This window comes from Arthrobacter sp. Soil762 (genome assembly GCF_001428335.1).
Classification (GTDB): domain Bacteria; phylum Actinomycetota; class Actinomycetes; order Actinomycetales; family Micrococcaceae; genus Arthrobacter.
Genome location: NZ_LMSG01000019.1, coordinates 302,509 through 323,202, shown reverse-complemented (window position 1 = coordinate 323,202; position 20,694 = coordinate 302,509). Strand labels below are relative to the sequence as shown.

The 20,694-nt window shown below is 60.6% G+C and carries 12 protein-coding genes and 3 pseudogenes; 7 read left to right on the top strand and 8 right to left on the bottom strand.

All coding sequences use genetic code 11. The features are described from left to right. Window positions 1-143: 143 nt before the first annotated feature. Complete coding sequence (locus ASG77_RS15475; protein ID WP_056347366.1) at window positions 144-1,424, top strand: GAF domain-containing protein; 1,281 nt, start codon at window positions 144-146, stop codon at window positions 1,422-1,424. Window positions 1,425-1,503: 79 nt separating this feature from the next. Here the strand turns inward: ASG77_RS15475 and ASG77_RS15470 are convergent, their stop codons facing one another. Next, window positions 1,504-2,241, bottom strand: a complete 738-nt coding sequence (locus tag ASG77_RS15470) for a hypothetical protein (protein WP_056347051.1) — start codon at window positions 2,239-2,241, stop codon at window positions 1,504-1,506. A 369-nt stretch (window positions 2,242-2,610) separates the two neighbouring features. On the opposite strand from ASG77_RS15470, the gene ASG77_RS15460 reads away from it, so the two are divergent. Both ASG77_RS15460 and ASG77_RS15455 read left to right on the top strand, forming a co-directional pair. Further along, window positions 2,611-3,771 carry a hypothetical protein gene (locus ASG77_RS15460; RefSeq protein WP_056347046.1) on the top strand — a complete coding sequence of 387 codons (1,161 nt, stop codon included), beginning with the start codon at window positions 2,611-2,613 and terminating at the stop codon, window positions 3,769-3,771. After that, window positions 3,768-4,145 (top strand): hypothetical protein, encoded by a 378-nt coding sequence (locus ASG77_RS15455; RefSeq protein WP_056347044.1) that lies wholly within the window; start codon window positions 3,768-3,770, stop codon window positions 4,143-4,145. The genes ASG77_RS15460 and ASG77_RS15455 overlap by 4 nt, the downstream gene beginning before the upstream one ends. Before the next feature lie 109 nt (window positions 4,146-4,254). Here ASG77_RS15455 and ASG77_RS15450 read toward each other — a convergent pair whose 3' ends face one another. From ASG77_RS15450 to ASG77_RS15430, 5 genes are all read right to left on the bottom strand, one after another. Continuing rightward, entirely contained in the window at window positions 4,255-8,964 is a 4,710-nt protein-coding gene (locus ASG77_RS15450) for a DUF4011 domain-containing protein (RefSeq protein WP_268760669.1), read from the bottom strand. A gap of 125 nt (window positions 8,965-9,089) precedes the next feature. After that, on the bottom strand, window positions 9,090-10,655 hold the full coding sequence (locus tag ASG77_RS15445; RefSeq protein ID WP_056347040.1) for a Swt1 family HEPN domain-containing protein: 1,566 nt from the start codon (window positions 10,653-10,655) through the stop codon (window positions 9,090-9,092). Window positions 10,656-10,907: 252 nt separating this feature from the next. Further along, the gene (locus ASG77_RS15440; RefSeq protein WP_056347364.1) at window positions 10,908-12,128 is read right to left on the bottom strand and encodes an exonuclease domain-containing protein; all 1,221 of its coding nucleotides are present in this window, start codon (window positions 12,126-12,128) and stop codon (window positions 10,908-10,910) included. A 343-nt stretch (window positions 12,129-12,471) separates the two neighbouring features. Beyond that, window positions 12,472-14,745, bottom strand: coding sequence for a DUF262 domain-containing protein (locus tag ASG77_RS15435; protein ID WP_056347038.1), 2,274 nt, complete (start codon window positions 14,743-14,745; stop codon window positions 12,472-12,474). After that, the gene (locus ASG77_RS15430; protein ID WP_056347362.1) at window positions 14,742-16,439 is read right to left on the bottom strand and encodes a DUF262 domain-containing protein; all 1,698 of its coding nucleotides are present in this window, start codon (window positions 16,437-16,439) and stop codon (window positions 14,742-14,744) included. The genes ASG77_RS15435 and ASG77_RS15430 overlap by 4 nt, the downstream gene beginning before the upstream one ends. 78 nt (window positions 16,440-16,517) lie before the next feature. Here ASG77_RS15430 and ASG77_RS23070 point away from each other — a divergent pair. From ASG77_RS23070 to ASG77_RS15415, 3 genes and pseudogenes are all read left to right on the top strand, one after another. Then, window positions 16,518-16,685, top strand: a pseudogene (locus ASG77_RS23070) (alkaline phosphatase D family protein); the annotation flags it as partial. A gap of 85 nt (window positions 16,686-16,770) precedes the next feature. Continuing rightward, window positions 16,771-17,097, top strand: a pseudogene (locus tag ASG77_RS23065) (alkaline phosphatase D family protein); the annotation flags it as partial. A 324-nt stretch (window positions 17,098-17,421) separates the two neighbouring features. Next, entirely contained in the window at window positions 17,422-18,306 is an 885-nt protein-coding gene (locus tag ASG77_RS15415; RefSeq protein WP_056347033.1) for a hypothetical protein, read from the top strand. A gap of 94 nt (window positions 18,307-18,400) precedes the next feature. On the opposite strand, the gene ASG77_RS22615 is transcribed toward ASG77_RS15415, so the two are convergent. Both ASG77_RS22615 and ASG77_RS22610 read right to left on the bottom strand, forming a co-directional pair. After that, window positions 18,401-18,562: a hypothetical protein gene (locus ASG77_RS22615; protein WP_235564603.1), complete on the bottom strand. Its 162-nt coding sequence runs from the start codon at window positions 18,560-18,562 to the stop codon at window positions 18,401-18,403. A gap of 100 nt (window positions 18,563-18,662) precedes the next feature. Beyond that, window positions 18,663-18,827: pseudogene (locus tag ASG77_RS22610) on the bottom strand (helicase-related protein); the annotation flags it as partial. Between the two features lie 407 nt (window positions 18,828-19,234). Here ASG77_RS22610 and ASG77_RS15405 point away from each other — a divergent pair. Beyond that, window positions 19,235-20,683: a DNA cytosine methyltransferase gene (locus ASG77_RS15405; protein ID WP_235564560.1), complete on the top strand. Its 1,449-nt coding sequence runs from the start codon at window positions 19,235-19,237 to the stop codon at window positions 20,681-20,683. Window positions 20,684-20,694 lie beyond the last annotated feature (11 nt).

Here is a 20,694-nt window from a genome sequence, read left to right as displayed (position 1 = left end):
TCCCGGCGGCCCCGTCCCGCCGGAATCCCCTGCGATATGCTGGGACGGGCGTGAGCTGCATCACCATTGCAACGCAGTGGGGGTTTCAACCGCGTTACACGGGCACTGCCGGCAAAGACGCCGCCGGTGAGGAGGACACTGTTTTGGACTACGGCCTGAGGTTTTCGGACCCGGCGAAGTACTCGCGCGCCCTGCGCCGCGCCCACGAACTGGTCATCTCCGGTGTCCCGCGCCCGGAGATCCCCAACAACCTGGCGGATTCGTGGCGCCGCTCCATGGCCCTGGGCATCAGCCCGGACCAGCACAGCCCGCGGCACCTGCACGACGCCGCCGACGTCCTGGAGCTGCGGCGGGAGCACCGCCTGCAGCAGGTCATGCCGGCGCTGAATGACCTCCTGGCCGACGATTCCAGTTCCGGCCGGCACCTGCTGGTGCTCACCGACGCCCGCGGCGAGATCCTGTGGCGGGTGGGCAGCCCGGACGTGCTGCGGCGCGCGGACCGGCTCGAGTTCTCCGAAGGGGCCGACTGGTCCGAGGCCGGAATCGGAACCAACGCAATCAGCGAGGCGCTGGTCACCGGCCGGCCCGTGCAGCTGTTCTCCGCCGAGCACCTGGTCCGCACCCACCACGAGTGGGCCTGCACGGCGGCGCCCATCATGGACCCGGCCACGGGCAGGCTGCTGGGCGTGCTCGACGTCTCGGGACCGCTGGACACCCTCAGCGCTGACACTCTGCGGATGGTGCGGTGCGCGGTCCGGGTGGCGGAGTCCCTTTTGGGAACGCCCGACGGCGTTGCCTCCTTGGGTGCCTCGCCTTCTGTTCGGGCGTCCCGGCAGCCTGTCCGCCGGCCGGTTGCTGCAGTGGAATCGCTGGAGCTCCTTGGGGACAAGCCTGCCGTGGTGTTCCGGGACGGCAGCCGGGTGCCGCTGACGCTGCGGCGGGCGGAAATCCTGGCGCTGCTGGATTCACGCGCCCAGGGCTGGAGCGCCGAGGAATTGGCCTACGAGCTGTACGGCGATGCCGGCACGCCTCAGGCCATCCGCACGGAGATGTTCCGGGTCCGTTCCATGCTGGGCGATGCCGTGGAGTCGAACCCTTACCGGTTCGTTGCCGGCCTGGCCGGGCGTTCGGATTCGGGGCGGGTGCTGCGGCTGCTGCGCGAGGGGCAGGTGGCCCAGGCGTTGGAGGCGTACCGGGCTCCCCTGCTCAGCCGCTCGGGCTCTTTGGCGGTTCAACTGCTCCGGGACCAGCTGGACCTGGCGGTCGGATCGGCCGTGCGGGCCAGCGGTGATGCCGGTCTGATCGGTCGCTGGCTGTCCACGGATATGGGCTCCGCGGATTTCGAGGCTGTCGAGGTGCTGGGACGGCTGGTGGGTCGCGGAGATGCACGTTACCTGTCGTTCCTGGCGTCGGCCGGGGATTAGCCCTGGGTGGTTGAGCTTGTCGAAACCCCGGTACGACGACGTTGGGGGTGAGGTGGCAGAGGTCAGCCGGGAGCAACTTCTACGGGACGCCAGCCGCCGATTCCGCTGCTGCCAGTGCCTGCGAAAACCTGTCCACGGCCAGCTTGTAGTCGGCCGGGCTGCCTGCCGTTCTCTGCTGGTCGGCGGCGCCCAAGGCCTTGATCATGGCCGCCGTCGGCGGGGAAAAGACATCGGACATCGCAGGGTAATCGAACTGCAACCGCGGGTCCATTTCGTAGGTCAGCCATCGCCGCTTCAGCAGATCGTGACGGCCTGCGGTCCTCCCGTATTCCGTGACATCCGCCTGGGAAAGGTGCGCCAACGACCCGGCATCAGCCCCTACAGCCCGGGACACTGTCCTGGCTGCCTCAGACTGGCGCGCAAGAGCATCTTCGGTTCCCAGTTCCAGAGGGGTAACGCTCTTTTGGATGAACTGGACATTGTACTGGTAGGCCAAGATCTCCGCCGGCGTCATGTAATCCAGATCGCCCGGGGATTTCCTGGCTACTTCTCTGGCGTCATATCGGCTCGCTACGCTGCTGCGAGGGACCGGGAAGAAGTACTTTCCGCCGACCAATCCGGCGACGGATGCGACCCAGAACAGCCAGTCAGGAGAATCCACCGACACTGCCCCGACAGCTGCACCCGCCGTGCACCATATATGGCCGCGAGAAAGTATGATCTTGGTGCGTCCCAGCCGGTACACACGGCGCGGACGATCCAGTTGTTTCTCGTGGAAAGCTTTGAGCCTGGCAGCCCATTCACCGGCGTTGCTCACCAGTCACGCTCCTCATGACGACGGCGACATCGCCGTGAACGCGAACGCCGGAGACGTGCTGCTGCGCGGCCTTGCCGCGCTCAACCGAACACCGGTGTAGGACTTGACCGGTACGGTCCCCCCTCCCAAAGATACCCTTTCGGCCGATGGCACGGAGTTCCGTCGGCTCGTCGGAGACGCTCAGAAGAAATGCGCAACCCCACACCATCCAGCCAGGCCAGACCTGCTCCCGAATCTCAAGCACGCCGACATCCCTGAACGGGTATCGCGCAGTCTCGCATCACATGGATTTCGACACACTTCAATTATTCGACACGCTTTAGTTACGTGACGCCCATCTGTCACTCGATCGTGCCGTAAGTTCGTTCCATGGAGCAGAATAAAGTCGCACGAGAGCAGCAGATTGCCGTATTTGGCGAGAGCGGAAGTGGCAAGACGGTACTCTTGTCCTCCTTCTACGGATTAGGGGTCGAGCAGCTACTCTCCGGCACCGAGCAGTTTGACGTTCTCGCAGTTGATAACGCCCAAGGCCGACGTTTGCACCAGAACTACCTCGGCATGAAAAATTCAGCCCTGCTACCACTTCAGACTCGGTTTTTAGCCACGTCCTACGCGTTTTCGATCAAACGCAAGCCCGGGATGGCTGGGAAAACCAGGAAGAAAGACGAACTGCGTCTGGTGTGGCACGACTACCCCGGTGATTGGTTTGAACAGGAGCCGAGCGGCCCGGAAGAAGCAGAACACCGGATCGACACGTTCCGAGCTCTGCTGGGTTCCGATGTCGCCCTCGTGTTGGTGGATGGCCAGAAGCTTCTCGATAACGCGGGTGAGGAGGAACGATATCTCAAGCTACTTCTGAGCAACCTCAGTACTCAGCTACTCAAGCTGCGAGACAACCTTCTGCACGATGGCAAACCCTTGGTGACGTTCCCGCGGATCTGGCTGATGGCGCTCTCGAAGGCCGATCTGCTGCCGGACATGGACGTGATCGATTTCCGCGACCTGCTCATAGAGAAGGTCGGAGCAGAGCTGAACAAATTACAAGGGGTGATCGCAACGTTTGTGGAGGTTCCTGAGGCATTGTCAGTCGGGGACGATTTCGTGCTGCTTTCCTCGGCCCACTTCCAGCCAGAGAAGATCGAGCTGACGAAGCGTGTGGGGCTGGATTTGATCCTGCCGGTCGCCGCCATGCTTCCGTTCTCTCGCTATGTGGGCTGGGCTCTCGCGATGCGCCAAGGCGGAGAGGTAGCCAAGCATTTGCTGGATGTCGCTAAGCCTGTGGCCGATTTTATCAACAGGGGCAGGCTTTCCGATCTCATCGCCCGGCTGCCTGGCCCGATCAGCAAGGTAGTGGCCTTAGTTGGGCCTGGCCTCATTCAAGCCGTGCTCGATCTCGCCGGGGCCAGATTGGTGGAAATGCATGCTGAGGCGAAAGCAAACCACGACTTCCTCACCGAAACGTTGACCGGATTCCAACTGCAGCTGGACCGTGGTGACGGCGAGAAGGTCCTGCTGCGGAGCCGCGCGTGACCTCCGACAGTAGTTCCGCGGACAATGAGATTGCCTTCCTTTGGGCTACTCGTGGGAAAAACTGGGGCTTCCGTTTCCTGCGCACTGCAGGTCGGTCGAACCCGCTTGAGATCTATAGGGCCGCGTTCTTCGGCGTCGAAGACACCCCGGAAGCCTTCCAAGCAAGCGAAGACACGATCGCGTTTCGGTTTCTCGATCCGGAGAAACGTCGGGATGCAGCAGGCAGAGTGATACCGCACGAGTTCTTGTTGTTCCCCCCGCTGCCTAGCAAAGTCAGCTCAGTAGAAGAGGGGTTCCATCTGGTCTGGCCGCTCGTGAAGGATGACTTCGCCCGTGACTGGGAACAACCCCAACCGCGCACCGACGGTTCTTGATCGTCAACGACACTGGACATCGTCATTTGGTAGCTCGGCCTTCGCCGCGATCGAAAGTACGAGTGGACTGTGTTTGCGTGGCCTCAAAGCACTTGGCGCATTCGCCGCCTCAGCCAGCCAGGACCACCAGCTCCCCGCGCAGTTCAAGCCGTTCCGTGTCCACCCCATATTGAAGTCCTTCGTTCAACCGGGCAGTGATGCCGGCCGTCAGCCGTTTGCCGCCGAAGACGCGGATGGTGTCCCGGTGAAGTTCGTCCACCGAGATACCGCCAGAGAGCCAGACGATTTCCATCATGGCGTTGCGGAGTTCCACAACGCTGATGTGCTCGGGCTTACGGACCACCTCTGGGCCGTTGGACCGGAATTCTTCCCAGGCCTCGTTATCGATTGTTGCGTCCCAGACAAACCCGTCAGCGTCCCGTTGATGCGCGCTGCGATCGAGTAGCTGCAGCACCGAGTTCATCCGCTGCGCGTTCACCTTGTTGAGGTTGAAGGCAGCGCAAGTGAGCTTCGCCAAGCGCTCAACATGGACCGGCCCCTCAGCCTCGACGATCGCCAGCATGGCCTCCCGGACGGCAGCGACAGACCGCCGCGACTGCAGGTTGTCCAGGACGTCTATAGTGCCGAAGTGCCTGACAACCCACGGTTTGTAGTCCGCACGGGCAACGTTGACGACGACGTCCACCGGCCCCTGGAGCCCCTCCGACGCTTTCAGGAACAATCCCCCGCCCAAACCAACGGCGTCCTCTTCAGGTCGCACAGCATCCTTAGCAGGCGCCACAGAGGTCACACCAAGCTCAGCATCGAAACCCAAAGAAGACTTCTCGGCCGCTCCAATGAAAGCAGCCACAAGTCCGTCCAACACCGCCTCCTTGTCGGTGATCCACGCCGGCAACCAAACCCGCTCAACGGCCGGCCAGCGCATCATCCGTGTGAGGACGTCGCCGGGAAGTCCGTCCCGGTCTCCGGCGGTTCGCCGCGCTGCCCAGGCAGGGCTGTCCAACAAAACCGCCATGAGCTGGTGGCCAGGCGCATCCTGCGTGGCAACGCTGATGTCGACTTTGAAGTCCGACAATCCCACGTCGGTGGCCACCACAAAACCCCGGTCCCGCAGTGCGTCCGCGATCTCTTCCCGGTGCAGGTCCACCGCCGGGCTTCGGCGTCCGTCATAGGGCAAAGCGCCCGTCCCCTGCTCGGCCAGATCTAGATAGGAACGCAGGTGCTTGATACCCACGGAACTCGTCTCCTCGGCCCTCAGCTCGGAGGGGCTGAAACTGGAGAACACAATGACCTGCCGGCGTGCACGTGTCACGGCCACGTTGAGCCGTCGCTCTCCCCCGGCACGGTTCAGCGGTCCAAAGTTCAGCGGCAGGTAGCCCTTGTCGTTCTTGCTGAAGCCGGTTGAGAAAAGGATGACGTCGCGCTCGTCGCCCTGGACGTTTTCCAGGTTCTTAACAAACAGTCCTTCGGGATCTTCATCGAGGGCTTTGATGATCCGTACATCGTCTGTGTCGCGGAGCAGCCCCTCAATCAGCGCCCGCTGCTGCAGGTTGAAGGTCACAACTCCAACCGACGGCGAGTCGCTGGCACCGTTGAAGTGCTTGCGCACCTCCTCTACGACGGCGGCCGCCTCGACAGGGTTGGTGCGAAGCACCTTGGAGGGACCCGAACGATGGAACTGGCCGTTGACCCGCACAAAGTTCACACCGTGGCCATGAATCCCCGGGTTGGGTGCACCATGCGAAGGCCCGGGAAACGAAGAGAGCTTGCTCTCGTAGTACTGCTGGTTGCTGAACGCAATCAAGGACTCGTCCTGGCTGCGGTAGTGCCAGGAAAGCCACTGCCGGGGTACCCGAGCCTCGACGCACTCCGAGAGAATCGACTCCATGTCCTCGACTGCGGTGATCTCACTCTCCACATCGTCCAGGGAATCGCTGGACGATTCTGCAAAGGACGTGGGTGGCATCTGCTTGCTGTCACCCACGACCACCACTGACGCGCCGCGCCCCATGGCACCGACGGCATCTGCCACACGGATCTGGGAGGCCTCGTCAAACACCACGATGTCGAAGAGATCCGACCGCGCAGGGAAGAACCGCGCCACGGAATCAGGGCTGACGAGTGTGCAAGGCATGATCTGCGTGATTAGGTCGGCATAGCCTTCCATCAGCTTGCGGACGGTGAGGCCACCGCGTTGTCTGGTCAGCTGTCGCTGCAGCTCCCCCATGCGCCCCGATGTGGAAGACGAGGAGACCCTCCGGGAGTTTACGACGCCGGCGGCCAGGTTGCGCTTTAGAAGCTCACGGACCAGCGTGGCCCGCGTCGTGAAGCGGTCGATGGTGCGTTCGTGAGAGCTGGCGTCGAAGTCTTGCAGACCGGTTGCCAGTTTCCGTTCGTCCAGGGAGCTCTCGGCGAGTCCGCGTTCGAAGGCTGTGGCGGCGTCATCGGCTTCCATCGAACCATCCAAGATCGACGTCCGGACATCGGCGAGGCCCACGGTTTTCAGAGGCTCCACGTGTCGCAGCAGCTCAAGCCAACGGTCCAGGCTGCGAGATCCTGTGGCGTCGAGGGCACGTGCTCCACGAGTGGTCGCCCAGACTTCCAGGAATGGATCGGCTCCTCTCCACCGCTCCAGCTCAGCGGCGTTCACGGCAGGAATTTCGGTGAGTGCATCCCACGAAGCGGCCAGCTCGTACAGCCACGCGATCACGTTTTCATGGACCGGTCGGCCGGTTTCGAGGAACGCCCGCAGTCGGGTCTGAAACGGGACCTCGTTGCCGGCGCTTGGCTGGACAGCCTGCGCCGCCCACCGCAACCAGCCGAGCCTGCGGTTGAGAGCCTCCTTGGCAGGCTCAGTCAGAGGGTTCCAGCCCTCCGGTACAGCCACACCGGGGATGCCCTGTGCCTCGGTTTGGAGACCACGGATCTGATGCTGCGTGTTTGCGAGATTCTGCAGCAGCGGTACCAGCTCCTTGGGCCTGATCCCGGCACCCGGGTGCATGACGGCGTCGAGCTCTGCGGCCACCGCGAGCAGCCTTTTCTTGCGCCCGAAGAAGCCGCTGGCCGCGGCCTGCTCGGCGCGTCCGAGAATCTCTGGCAGAGGCAAATCCATGGCTTCTGGCCGGACTTTGTCCAAACCGGGATGATTCACAGCGGCGAACGCTGCCACCAAGTTTTCAAGGTGCTGCGCTCCGGCTGACCACTGACCGGACCGAACGTCGTCCAAGGTCCCAACCGGGACACTGCGGTCTTCAAGGAGGGCAGCAAGGACGCGAAGCTCCGAGGAGGACGTCGCCGACGCCGCAACTGAAAGCAACTCATCAACTGAACGGACGGCGTCGAGCGCTGCATCAATGCGGCGCCCCGCGCGTGTAATTCGAGCGGCGTCAACCGGATCCGGCTCAGCCGCGACGAAGCGCCACGGATGGTTCTTGGCTGGACGGGCCCGGTCGGTGAATTCGGGCAGCTCACGGAGCAGCGCACGCACCGGCTCGAGGACGGTGCCATTGGCCGTGGACGTGAACTGCGTAGTCAGCGGGAGCGTAGGGTCGCTGGGATCGAAAGTCAGGGCCTTGGTGCGGGCGCTGTACAGCGACAGTTGGGCGCCGTTTTCCTCATGGAGGTGGCTGGCGTAGCGGACGAGTCCTCTGCGTGCAGCGGCCAGGTCCGTGGAAGCAGTGTCCAGCCGCTGCTGATCCGAGCTGAGACTCAGCTCCAGCGCATGCTTGATCTGGGCGCGGACCATGGCCGGTTTGCTTCCCTTGTCATGCAAGTCAAGGGAGAAGGGACCCATGCCCACCTCTTCAAGACGCTTCTGGACGACGTCCAGGGCGGCCCGTTTCTCAGCAACGAAGAGGACCCGTTTGCCTTCGACGATTGCACGCGTTAGCAGGTTGGTGATGGTCTGGGACTTGCCTGTCCCTGGCGGTCCTTCCAGCACGAACGTCTGGCCGGCGACGGCGGAGGCAACGGCCTGCAGCTGGGATGAGTCTGCGGGGATTGGGCATGTCGCCGCCAGGGCGTCGAGGTCAGGCTCCTCAGCTGCTTTCACGGGATCCTGGAAGAGCTCGGTCGGGCTGCGGATCAGGTGGTCCACGAGGCTGTTCTTCCCGAACTGCTCCCAGCTCTCGTCCAGGTCTTTCCAGAGCCGGAACTTTGCGAACTGCAGCATGGACAGGTCAGCGGTGTTCTCCACCCGGAAAGCGAGGCCCTTGGCGGAGACGGCTTCCCTGACTGCGTGGAAAGCGGCGTCGAGGTCAATACCGGAGCCGTCTTCTGCCGGTTCGGCCAGCCCGGGAATCTTGAGCCCGTGCGCTTGGGACAGCTTCTCCAGCAGGCAGTAATTCGGCGTTGACTGACCCGTCTCGTCGAGGGTGACCCGATAAAGGCCCTGCCTGCCGGCGGAAGTCAGATTAACGGGTACCAGCACCAGCGGCGAGCGAAGCGTGCGGCCATCGAGTTCCCAGAGAAGGCTTCCCAAGGCCAGGTAGAGGTTGTTGGCGCCCGTCTCCTCCAGCTGGGTTTTGGCTTTGTACGCCAGGCCGCGCATCTTGGCGTTGTAGGCGTCCCCGGTCACCTCGGCAAACACGGCCTTCCTCGAGCTCAACAAGGCGATCAGTTCGTCCTGAGGAAGGTCTCTGCCAAACCGGATCCCCCGTTCCTGGTGAATGGCGCTCAGCTGGTTTGACGGAAGAAGGCTGATGGGAGTGCCGTTGTTTACGAGATCTTCAAACCGGCCCATCCACGAGCTGGGAACTGCGAGCGGGAATCGGGCTGTGTCCGTGAAGTTGATCAGCCGGTTGCGGAGGCTGAGATCCAGGAGTGCGTTCTTCCACTGGGTAACCCGGGGCGGAATGCTCGACGTCGAACGGCCGGGCGCCGCTCCCCGGCCGTGTTTTTCGGGTGCTACTGGCGCCGCTTTGGATTCCGGGACGTAGTTGGTGACTACGAGTGCCCGGTCTCGTTGGTTGTCCGCGCGGGCAGGGGGTAAATTCCGTCCAATCGCGCCCGCCGGACGTCGGTAACGGCTTGGATCTTGTCCTGGCCCGTTTCGATGTAGTCGGCTTCAGGGCTGCTCCGCAGCAGTGCCGGCGTGATGGGGTGGCTGCCGGTAAGAATTGTCGTCTCGACCAAGCCAATGAAGCCGCGCTGGACAAGGCTAACGAGTTCGAGGGCGTCCTCAGAAGCGGCGGTTGGCAACGTCATTTCTTCGCGCCAGTATCCGAGGAAGGCGTGCCCGTCCACGATCCACAGGAGCGGCGCGATTCCGCAGAACTCCAGCGCTGCTGCCATCACCACGGTGGTGTCGAGACAGGTGCCTAAGCGGCCCTCAAGAACCTGGGCTGGTGTGCGCACCTGCTGGCCCTGCAAGCCCCAACTGGCGGGTGGCATGCTGTAGCGGATGTTGCGTTGGCTGGCTGCCTGGGCCAGAGCGAAGACGATTTCGTCCACGCGCTCTGCGCCTTCTGTGTAACCGTCCAGGCTGCTCCGGCCAGTAGCTTTGCCTAGAGCGTCGGCAGCTTCGGAGACAAGCTGGGCAACAGCAGGGTGATGTGGCTGGACGAATGCAGCCAGGAATTCGTACGAAACGAGTCCCTTACCTGCGATCCAAAGCTGAGCCGGGAGGAGCTGCAGGCTCGCTTCCGCCTTGCCGATTTCGGCGGCTTCCGCGCCGGCGGCAGCGGACTCGATCGTTACCAGTACGCGCCCTGGCTGTTTGTCGTTGAGCTCATACATTGTGGTGGCAGATACGTGCACGTCGACGTCGTCCAGGACCATCGCTTGGCCTGCGGCAAGGTCGACGTACTGCTGGAAGTCTTCTGAAATCTTGCCCGCGCTGGAGTGGACCTCGATGCGGACGACGGCGCCGCGGATCTCAACACCTGGGTTGTTGATCTTGATCTGCCGCACGAACTTGAAGCCGTTGTGCACCATGGCGTAGCTCAGAGACTCCGCCGCCGTGATCTCGACGCTGACAGCATGCTGCAGGAGCTTGTGGTTTTCTGCGTCGGGTTCGCCGATGGGCTGACCAACTTCGCTTCCGACGTTCGCCTCTGGGGCTTCTGGGACTAAGACCACCTCTCCGCGCGTCTTAAATTCGTCGAGGAGAGATCTAAGCTCTTGGGCGGCGCCGGTTAGTTCCAAGTGCTTGGCTAGCCGCCCAGCGGTATCCAGCGCGCGATACGTGTCTGCATCATCGAAGTCTTCGTTATGGGCCCAGAGATTACGGGTCTGGCGGAGCTCGGATGTGTAGCTGCGCGCGTCGTGGGCGAGGTTGAATGGATAACCGAGCGATCCCAAAGCCTCTGTCATCGTCCGGAGCTGGACGCTCAAATCCTGGGCTGAGTAATTATTCGCAGTTCTACCCGCGTTGGCATCCTTGTGCTCCAGAATCTTTGGCCAGGCCACGCCCGGCGCCAGTGGTACCAAGACGGACTCAATATATGAGCCCAGACTGGCCGCCAAGGTGTCCAGAGCACGGCCGACGTACTCACGGTTGGAATGCCCCATTGTGTTCCCCCATCTTCGGCGACTGCCGACCATCAACTCAGCTCAGAGTAGTGTGCCCTGACACATCCCCCAACCCCGGAAAATGGAGGGCACTTAGCTTGAAGGATAAAGCAAGGCACCGACAATCCAGCCTGACGCTTTGAGCGAGGACCTCGACAGCTGCCGGCACAGGGAATGCGAATCCTAATCGCCGGACCAGTCGGTAAGAAGAATGTCCCGGGCGGCGCCCGGGATATCGCCAGAACGGGCCTGCTACTTCCCCAGCAGCTTCGGCAGGTAGCCCTCACCTACTATCGGAATTCCATAGCCGCGTGCCTTCTTCGCCTTGCCGGATAGGCTGTCCGGATCTGCCGCAACCAATAGCTTGACGGCTTTAGTGATCGCCGGGTGAGGGACAAACCCCACAGCGCGCAGGTCTGCTTCGATTTCGTCACGATCCCGAGACATCTCACCCGTCAGGACGACTTTGTCACCCGCGGCCAATTTGAGGGATTGCACTGCCGCACCCGTTTGTTCGTCCTGCCCGACGACGGGCGCAGCGAGTCCCTGAGTTACGGACTCCTGGCTGATGTCGAGGAGATCGCCAACAATCCGAATGTCAGCTGCCTCCTCGTCAGTAATGACCCCGTCATCCCACGCCGCCGCCAGCATGGCAATCATGTACGTGACGTGCAGCTGTTCAGCAATGCTTCGGTTTATGCCCAGCGAATCCGCAAGGTTCACAAGCCCATCCGCCTCCGACGCCGAAATCTGCCGGTCCAAGGGTGCCCGGTCAAGTGTTGCAAGATAAGCGCTGTGTTCATCAGGGCCCGCAACATCCGGCAGGCGGTTCACCAGCTGCTCCAAGAAGTGCGCTTTGGGCTCACTTCCGGAACGGCGAAACGCCTGCGGCAAACGTTTTGGGTTCACAGCGGGCCACGAAGCGAAGTAAGCCCTATCCAAGGCCGAGCACCATTCAGGGTTCTCCCCATCCATACGGATGTAGTTGCTCAGGACATGTGCAGCCGCCTCAGCGTCATCACCGGCCGAGTGCGCGTTTCTCAAATCCAGCCCGAAGCTGTCGCAGCAATCCTTCAAGGAACGGCCTGCACCAGGCAGATACTGGCGGGCAAGCTTCATCGTGCACATGCAGTCGTGGACTTCGAACGGCAATTCCAATCCCGCACGGCCCATTTCGTGTGAGACGAAGCGGTAGTCGAAGTGCACGTTGTGCGCGACCAGTACACGGCCGGCCAACAGCTCCATTACGTCATGGGCGATGTCCCCGAAGACGGGTGCATGAAGGATGTCGGCAGCCCGAATGCCATGGATATGCTGTGGTCCCAAGTCGCGCTGCGGATTCACCAGAGTTTCCCAGCGATTACTGACGGTGCCGTCTGGTTCTACGTGCACCACAGCGATCTCGGCAATGCGATGGCTCCCCGGGAAGAGTCCTGTCGTTTCCACATCGACGACGGCGAATCCTGCGTTCATGGTCTTGTCCCCAACTACGACAACTGCGTTTTCCGGGCGAAGGTCTTGCTCTCCCTTGTGGGCCACTAATGCACCTGGCTCTGACAACAAAGGGTTTCGACATAGCAGCTGCCGGCTTGTGGTCCCTCGACCAACGCCACATGCGACGTCTATATTGACGGCCACGCGGCCCCCCGCCAGCGCATCATCCAGGGCTGGGTGGACGCCACCGGCCTCAAGATCGGCTACAAGGACCGCCGACGTTGTTTGACTTCGATGCGGTCAGCAGTTTCTCACGGCCGCCTCCGCAGCTGTTGTTCGAACGCATCGAATCGGTACTCAAAGTTCAGGGATGACCCGGTGATCACAGCCCCCGTTCAAGAAGCTGCCGCACAATCTCTGTTCCGATCGCAATGCGGTCAACCGTGTCGATTCCGTCCATCTGCTTGATCTCGATGATGCCGCCCTCGGACATACCGAGCTCACCCCGCAGGGAACCGTATAACTCCTCGAAATCGTCCGGCACAGGTCCTGAAACTTCGAACCCTGTGGAAACTGGGCGAATCCTAACGCCGCTGCGCGTGAGCCGTAGCCATCGCGGAAGAGTTTCGTGTCCAGTGAACCAAGGGTCATCGATATCCCGTGGGTTGCCGAGATTGCGCCAAATTGCAAGGACGTAAGGATCCCGGTACTTGCTATTGAGCGTGCTCGTACCACCGCGGAGCATGCAGAGCGAGTAGCCGAGCGCTCCCCCCTGTGAGTAGTAAGTTCCCGAGGCGCCCTCACGCATGGCCGGATATTTCACCATGTAGTACCGCCAGTCGAGGAATAGCTCCGATTCGCGCTGGGCGAGCCATTCGGATTGCACTGCCACTAGCGTCGACTTTAAATCATCGCCAACTTCGATGGCGTCCAGGAGCTTGGCAAGAGCGGAACGTGTTCCGGAAAGTGCCTCACGGTCTGCTCCGGTAAGCAGCTCGCGCCAAGCATTTTCGAAACGTTTAGACCCTGTTCCGAATTGAAACTTTCTGTGATTCGTCGTCCGTTGATACTCACCGACGGCGAGGAGCGCACCGGTGGCATCGAGCCAGGACTCAGGCTCTGACGCCAGACGAAGGAAGGCATCGGCCCGAGCATCGAACTTCGTTGGCTCCAGCTCGAACGCACCGATCGACCCACGCAACAGGTGATTATCTTCCAAGCGATGAAGCGATTCAGTCAGCTCCGGGTTTGCGTCCAGGAACACCTGTTTCAGCAGTTCGTCCTCGACCTGCTGCTTGTTGAAGCTGTCAATTTCGCCGAGAGCGCCGTCGCGCACAAGTCGTTCAACGTCCCGTAGCAACCTAGGCATCCGGTCAACGCGTAGCTCATTCGCGGAAGCTTCTATGAGATTACGCAGGGAGCGGATGCGGGCCTGAATAGCGTCTGTCCCGTACATGAGATGGCGGAGTACCGCAAAAAGCAGGAGGCTCTGCCCGAACGTGAAGACCCTTGTTCTTCCGCTTGTATCTCCGAAGGTGCGACAGCAGGCGTCGAACAAGTTGATCCGTTGGTCCCGGAAGAAGAGCGCCACGCGATCGGCCTCAAACCCGACTTGCCGCTCGGTGGTACCCCTGAAGAGCCCGTTAAATTCCCCGTCAACATTGCGTCCGACCCACACGTCGAACGCCTTAAACAGGAAGTCCAATGACTCTGCGCGCCTGGGATTGACGCCGCCGAACACCCGCTCAGTGCGGTGGCTAGGACGTTCAGGATGCTCAGGGACCTCGACGTCAGGATCGAGCCACTCGCACAACTCGGTGATGTAGCCGATGTAACGCATGAATTCGTCGTCGACTAAGTCGTCGTCGCCCCGGAATCCCCAGAGCAGGTCTGACCACGCACCGTCAACATTTTCCGCAAACTCCTTGGCGCGTTCGGTGGCCTCGATAGATTTCTCAAAATGCGCCTTGAAGTTCTCGAACTCAGTAAGAGGCTTCCCGCGGGAGTTCATCTTGATGTATAGGTCCGCAGCCGAGCCCATGTCAGACGGCGCGAGCAGGAGGAAGGACACCGCCGGCTCGATCGGGTCTACGAGCCGATCCCAGGCCATCTTGGCGTCCGCCGTCCGAAATCGAAGGTGAATTGCGTCGAGCATGACTAGCATGGACTGGATTGTTGGATCGTGGCGCCAGACGAAGAGGTACCAAGGCTGATCAATGACCCATGATGACGGCTGTTCAACGGTATCTGGCAGCGTGGTCAGCACAAGCCGTTCGCAGAATAGACGGGCACTCGGCCGAGTGGCATACGTGAACTTCGCCCACGCCTGAGTAGAAGGAAGCTCCCCCGCTCCCGATGCGAGATACCAGTGCAACAGAAACAACGTAGTGAGCCGCTGCTGACCGTCGAGGGGCTCCAGCACACCTGACTTCACTTCGCCGTAAACGAAGTCAAGGTCGACGGGCGCCGGTTTCTCCCCAGCGACGGCCGAGTGCAGGACATCAATGAAGTTCTTGCGGATCTCGTCGACTGCCTGACTTTCGCGTCCCTGGGCGTAGTCCCGCTGAATCAGCGGGATCTCGATCGCTTGAATCTCATCCGTTTCGTTGGGCAAGAAGAGGCCGGTGAACGTCGTGGACCGGCTTTGGGTGCTCATGCTTCGCTCACTTCTTCCGTTAGATACGCGCCGATCTCAACACGGAATGCGTCGAGATAGGCGCGACGGTCCGATGCTCCCCAAAAGTGGACCTGCTGTGCACTCTCGTCTGTGTAGTACTTCAGGAACACATTTCGTGTACACACGGGGACATACGAACCCGCGCGGTCTCGTCGGAGTATTTCGAGCCGCTTCACTTCGAAGACCGCATTACTCAGAGCGCTATTGTCCCGGCTATCGAGAAGAGCAAGGTTGTCAATGACGTGCACATCACCCTCCGCTCCCTCATCACCAAAAGAAAAAATGGTGTTGATGTCGCGCTCCAGATGCCGGAACGTTTCCCGGCTGATCGTCGGGATTGCGTCGTCGATCCGACGGATCATGTCGCGACGACGGTTCTCGTCGAGCGGCAAGCCGACTAAAGCGTCACGATGTAATCGGAGCCAACTCGACCATTGCTCGCCCGTATTGAGTGCTTCGGCATTCTGCGCGTGGATGTGCTCCAACGACCACGTGCCGGCCGCGTGCGCACGGAATGAGTATCGCTCCGAGGAATGCTGCATTTTGCGAATTGTTTCGACGTTCATCAATAGCAGTGCCTGTGACGCCTTTTCCCGTCCCGCCGCGCTCTCGTAGGACAGCCCAGATAGTGCTGTATCCGTCAGAGCCAATTTCGCCTTGATCCTGTCGTCAAGCGTGGCTTCGAAACTGCTCCTGGACTTGCCGTCCGCGGTAACAACGAGCTCATCAAAAGGAATACCTACCGCGACTAAATACCCCACCTTATGGAACAAGTCTCGGTCCTCGAACCAACCGAGGATCAGAGAGTGGCGGTCAATGACTCTGTTCCAGAAAGTCTTGTAGTTGGCATCGATCTCTGCTCGCAGCGCTCCAAACGTGTGGAAGGCCGGACGCTCGCGTCCCCTCGGCCCACCCGCAAGGCTGTCGAGCAGCAGGCTTATGTGAGTCGCCTGGCTGTTCGCATGACCCGTAAGAAATGCCCAAACCTCGGGCGTGCGGAGATCGCGCTCGAATGTGTCCCACTGCGCGGCGATCTCCTGCGATCGATCGGGCTGGCCCGCCAACCCCTTCGCCCGGGTCAGCAGGAGCGCCTTGACGAGTTCAGCGTCAGTCAGCGGGATGCGTCCGATATTCAACCTGGTGAACAAATCAGTTGAATCTGTCGCTTCGGGCGCCTCGTACCAGATAACCTTCACGCGACGCGACAGATCGGTGTAGAAGTCGATTGCCGCCTGGATCTCGCCAGACCCCAGGGCCTCGAACCACGATCTGATCGTAGAAGCAGCCTTATGGATGTGGAAGAAGTCAATGTTGAGAGCACTTCCCACCTCGTCTGGGTCCCTCAGATAGTTTTGGCTGCCGCCTCGGGTCTCGTACTCGAGCTCGAACCGCGCATTCGCTGACGGTAAAGATCGGCGGATGTCCTGCAGAATCAGGAACAAGGTGGTAAGTCGTTGCTGGCCGTCTACGAGTTCCCAACGACCGTCGGACATGCGTTTCACGACGATCGGCTGCAGATAATACGACGACTGCTCACGGCTTTCAGCAATATCGTCGAGGAGACGAGTGACTTCGTCAACGCCCCACCGATATCCGCGCTGATAGGCGGGGATGAAGAACCTGCCTTCAATATCGCCGACGTACCGCTCTTCGAGTAAACCTGATGTCCCCATGTGCGCAACTGTACCCAGAGCCTCAGACATTGAATGCAGGTTCCAACAGCGTGTCACTATGGCTCGGTTTTTGGAGCCCGGCAGCGCCGCACCGCCGCGTTCCAGGCCTACTCGAGAACATGCCGCTTCGGGCCTCGTCCGTGCCGGCCGGGTACGACAGTAAGATCTACCGCACCATCCAGTGGGGCCAGCCGGCCAAACTTCCACATGATGGACACCCGGCAGTACCGGAACGACCTGGGTGGAGTTCCTGAAGCCGTCCAGCAGCCACTTCTCCTGCTCGGCGCCGGTGATGGTGCGGTCCTCGGCGAGGCGTTCGGTGACGTTCTTGCGCTGGGACATCCCGGGCCAGCAGATCTTCTTCGCCGAGAAGGACAGGGAACGCCGCCCCGGAGATCGTTGACGTCTCCATGGACGGTGGGACGGCTACGCCTCCTCCCGCCGCCGCATCACCCAAGGCTGGGTGGACGCCAACGTCCGCAACGCTGTCGTCCTCACCGGCGACGTGCACCGCAACTGGGCCAACGACATCAAAGTCGACTACAAGGACCCCACCTCCCCCGTGGTCGGCTCCGAACTGGTCTGCACCTCCATCACCTCCACCGGAGACGGCACGGGCTCCACTACGGACCCGACCATGGCCTGGAACCCGCACCTCACGACGCCCGGATGAGAGCTGCCCATGTTCGGTGGTTGAGCCTGTCGAAACCGCGCTTCTTGAACTGTCGAAACCGGCAAGATGGCGTCAGATCTGGTGTTGGCCGCACCAAAGAAAGAGGGACGCCGGGCTACCGAGCCGCTCAGTGTCCCTCTAATCCTTGGCGGGAATCGAACCCGCGACCAACGCTAAGTCGAAGAGCCGCACTATCCCCTGAGCTACAAGACCATCTCATTCAAATGAAGGAATGAGATATCAGGACATCAGCGCTCAAGTCCGTGTCGCGACCAGCACGTTTTGGGGGCCTGGAATAACGTCAGTTGCATGGTAGACCTCGTGGGAGAAGGAATCCCCAATTGGATCGTGGCGGTTACCTCGGTCCTGACTCTGGCCGCAGCCGTCACTGCAGGCTATTTTGCAGGCCAGGCCGCTAAGTGGACCAAACAGCAGGCCGAGGCTTCGGACGAGCAGGTAAGGATCGGCAAGGCATCCCTCGACGTGGCCCACGAGGAAGCTCGTCTCGCACAAGTGGTTGCGGCAAGACAACGTAAGGAAGCGGACGATTCCTACCGAAACTTTGCAGAATCACGACTAGATCGGCTCGCCCCGACGATCCTTGCGACAGCAAACATGAGGCGCTCCGCGGGACTCAGGCTATATAAGACTGACGACTTCTCTACGTGGACGTTCCAACGGTACGTCGAGGAGACCTATACGGAGGAAGCGCAACGCAAGCTTCAGTTCCGGCTTAGGCTCGTCATTCACTTTCAAAATGTTTCCGATCAAATTGCTCGCATCAGCATCGTTAATGCTGCACTAGGCGAACTTGAGGCTCAGCCGCCTGGAAGAGACATAATCGTCCCGCCGCACAAGAAAGCGTCGCACGCATGGGAGCGGGTCTGGACGCCTGAAATGCTAACAACTGAGGAGGAAATTCACGACCCAAACACGTGGCTTTTCAATTTCAAGTTTTGGGTGCAGGACCTTGGCATGAACGTCCGCGACAGTTACGTTTTTAACGGAGACCTGCGGTACTTCGAGCGAGACGGTTCCCGGCTGATCGTACGCGCCGCACCCGAACACTACTGGACCGAGGACGTGGCCGTTCCTTTGCCGGAAAGGGTCTATCAACGGCTTCACGAAGTACAGTTCCCAGATGTAGGTCCAGTGAGCATTCCTTTCCCCATCGATACAACGCAAAGAGGTTAGCAAAAGCCGACGTTGGAGCTATCACCCACTGCTGCTCTCTAGACGCGCCAGAACATCGTTTGTTCACAACCATGTGTTTTGCGCGCCTTCAGCTTCAAGGAGCGTACCGCTCAAACAACGTCGAAACCCCCATCCGAGCGGACTCGGATGGGTCATCTTCGACGGCTTTCTCCAGCTCCTTCCGCCCATAGCCGGTCAGCGCCCGGTAGCGCAGATCGAAGCGGAACTCTCGGCGCTGCTGGCCGATGAAAACCATGACGGTCAGCACCGCCTTGCCCTCGGCACGGCGCAGCCCCCCGGCCCAGCTGCTGCAGGAAGATCGTGGCGCTCTGCGTCGGCCGAAGCAGCAGGATGGTGTCCACCTGCGGCAGGTCCAGGCCTTCGTTGAAAAGGTCGACGGCAAAAATGCGGTTGATCTCCCGTTGACCGAGGCGTTCCAGCGCAGTTGCTCGGTCGGCATCGTTGGTGCCTCCATCGACGGCGACGGAAACGATCCCGGCACGGTTGAACACCTCGGCCATGTAATGGGCGTGCTGGACTGAGACGCAGAAGCCGATGGCCCGCACCAGGTCTGGGTTTGTGACCTTGTCGCGGAGTTCGCGGATCACGTTCGCAGCGCGGGCGTCGCTGCAGGTGTAGAGATTGCTGAGTTGGGTGGTGTCGTAGTTGCCACGCTTCCATTCCAGCTGGCTCAGGTCGACGTCGTCCGAGACGCCGAATAGTGGAACGGCACCAGAAGGTCTGCATCTAGGGCGTCCAAGACAGTCGGAGTACCATTTGCGCCGGACTGCTCCGACCGACGGCTGAAACAAAGGTCTGAGTCGCGGCGCACTCCGATCAAGGCCCACGCATCCAACTCTGACGGGGACGATAGGTAGATTGTCGGTTCAGCCTGGTATCCTGGAGTGTCGGATATCAAGGGGTGCATGTGTTTCCAATTATCGATCTCTTCGCCGGGCCGGGAGGCCTGAATGAAGGATTCTCAAGTGTTAGAGACGAACGAGGGGCCTACGTCTTTAAAACCTTGGCGTCGTTTGAGATGGATAGCCTTGCCTGTCAGACACTCAGGTTGCGAGCGACATACCGAGAGCTCGTTCGGTCTGGAGGAGATCTGCGACCCTACTTCGATTACATCGAGGGCAAGCAGACATGGCAATCCGTGCTCACTGGCGACTTCAAAGAAGCCTACTTAGCGGCCAAGACCCACGTCTACCAGGTCGAACTCGGAGAGGACAATCGCCCCGAGGTGGACAACTTTATCGAGCGCCAGCTCGGACCAGAGAATGAACGAGGACACTGGGCACTCATTGGCGGCCCCCCGTGTCAAGCGTATTCCCTCGCTGGGCGGTCCCGGAGGACCGGCGATGAGTCGTTCGCGTCCGACCACAAGCATTTCCTTTACCGTGAGTACCTTCACATCCTGGGCAAGTTCAAGCCCACGATCTTTGTCATGGAGAATGTCAAAGGGCTCCTCTCGTCAAGAAACGGCGACAGCAGCATGTTCCAAACGATTCTCGAAGACCTTAAGCGCCTACCCGGCGGTGCTAGCTACGAGATCCGTTCATTAGTGGTTGATGCCGAACCCCGAGAATTGGACCCGTCAGACTTCATCATTCGTTCCGAAGAGTACGGTGTGCCTCAGAAACGGCACCGCGTGATTTTGCTCGGAGTTCGAAGCGACGTTGCGGGGCGCCTTCCACGTAGTTCTCTCAAGAGGGCCGATGGACCAGTTACGGTTCGAGCCGCACTGCAGACCATGCCTAGCGTGCGTGCGAAGACTTCAAAGAGAAGGCCTAAAATCGATCAGGACTGGGTAGCGGTCCAGAACAAAGCACTTGACTCGGTCCGCCGGATGGATTCAGTGTCCAAGCATGAGCCCCTGAAAGCCGGCACGTTGGCTATGGACGAGTATGAAGCGTGGATTCATGAAGCGTCACTCTCCGCGCCGATACAGCATGATCCACGTCCTCACATGGTTTCCGACCTTGCTCGGTACCGGGTGATGGCGGAACTCGCCGAAAGATTGGGCAAAAGCCCCAAGTACACAGACCTGCCAGTTTCGTTGCATCCTGAGCACAGCAACGTTGGCCGGGAACGCACCCCTTTCACAGATCGCTTCCGAGTGCAGGTCTGGGATACGCCCGCGACGACGGTGGTCTCACACATTTCCAAAGACGGGCACTACTACATTCACCCAGATCCACAGCAGAACCGCAGCTTCACCGTGCGAGAAGCCGCGCGCCTCCAATCCTTCCCCGATAATTACTTCTTCGAAGGGGCCAGGACACAGCAATTTCACCAGGTGGGAAATGCCGTGCCGCCTTTGCTTTCTAAGCAGATTGGTGACGTTGTTGCTGACATGTTAGGGGCCCTTTAGCGCCTTTTTCG

Excerpts from the sequence above, each read along its gene's own strand:
- ASG77_RS22615 (WP_235564603.1), bottom strand. The coding sequence starts at position 18,562 with ATGGTTTTCATCGGCCAGCAGCGCCGAGAGTTCCGCTTCGATCTGCGC.
- ASG77_RS15440 (WP_056347364.1), bottom strand. The coding sequence starts at position 12,128 with ATGAACGCAGGATTCGCCGTCGTCGATGTGGAAACGACAGGACTCTTC.
- ASG77_RS15445 (WP_056347040.1), bottom strand. The coding sequence starts at position 10,655 with ATGGGGCATTCCAACCGTGAGTACGTCGGCCGTGCTCTGGACACCTTG.
- ASG77_RS15460 (WP_056347046.1), top strand. The coding sequence starts at position 2,611 with ATGGAGCAGAATAAAGTCGCACGAGAGCAGCAGATTGCCGTATTTGGC.
- ASG77_RS15430 (WP_056347362.1), bottom strand. The coding sequence starts at position 16,439 with ATGGGGACATCAGGTTTACTCGAAGAGCGGTACGTCGGCGATATTGAA.
- ASG77_RS15435 (WP_056347038.1), bottom strand. The coding sequence starts at position 14,745 with ATGAGCACCCAAAGCCGGTCCACGACGTTCACCGGCCTCTTCTTGCCC.
- ASG77_RS15415 (WP_056347033.1), top strand. The coding sequence starts at position 17,422 with ATGGTAGACCTCGTGGGAGAAGGAATCCCCAATTGGATCGTGGCGGTT.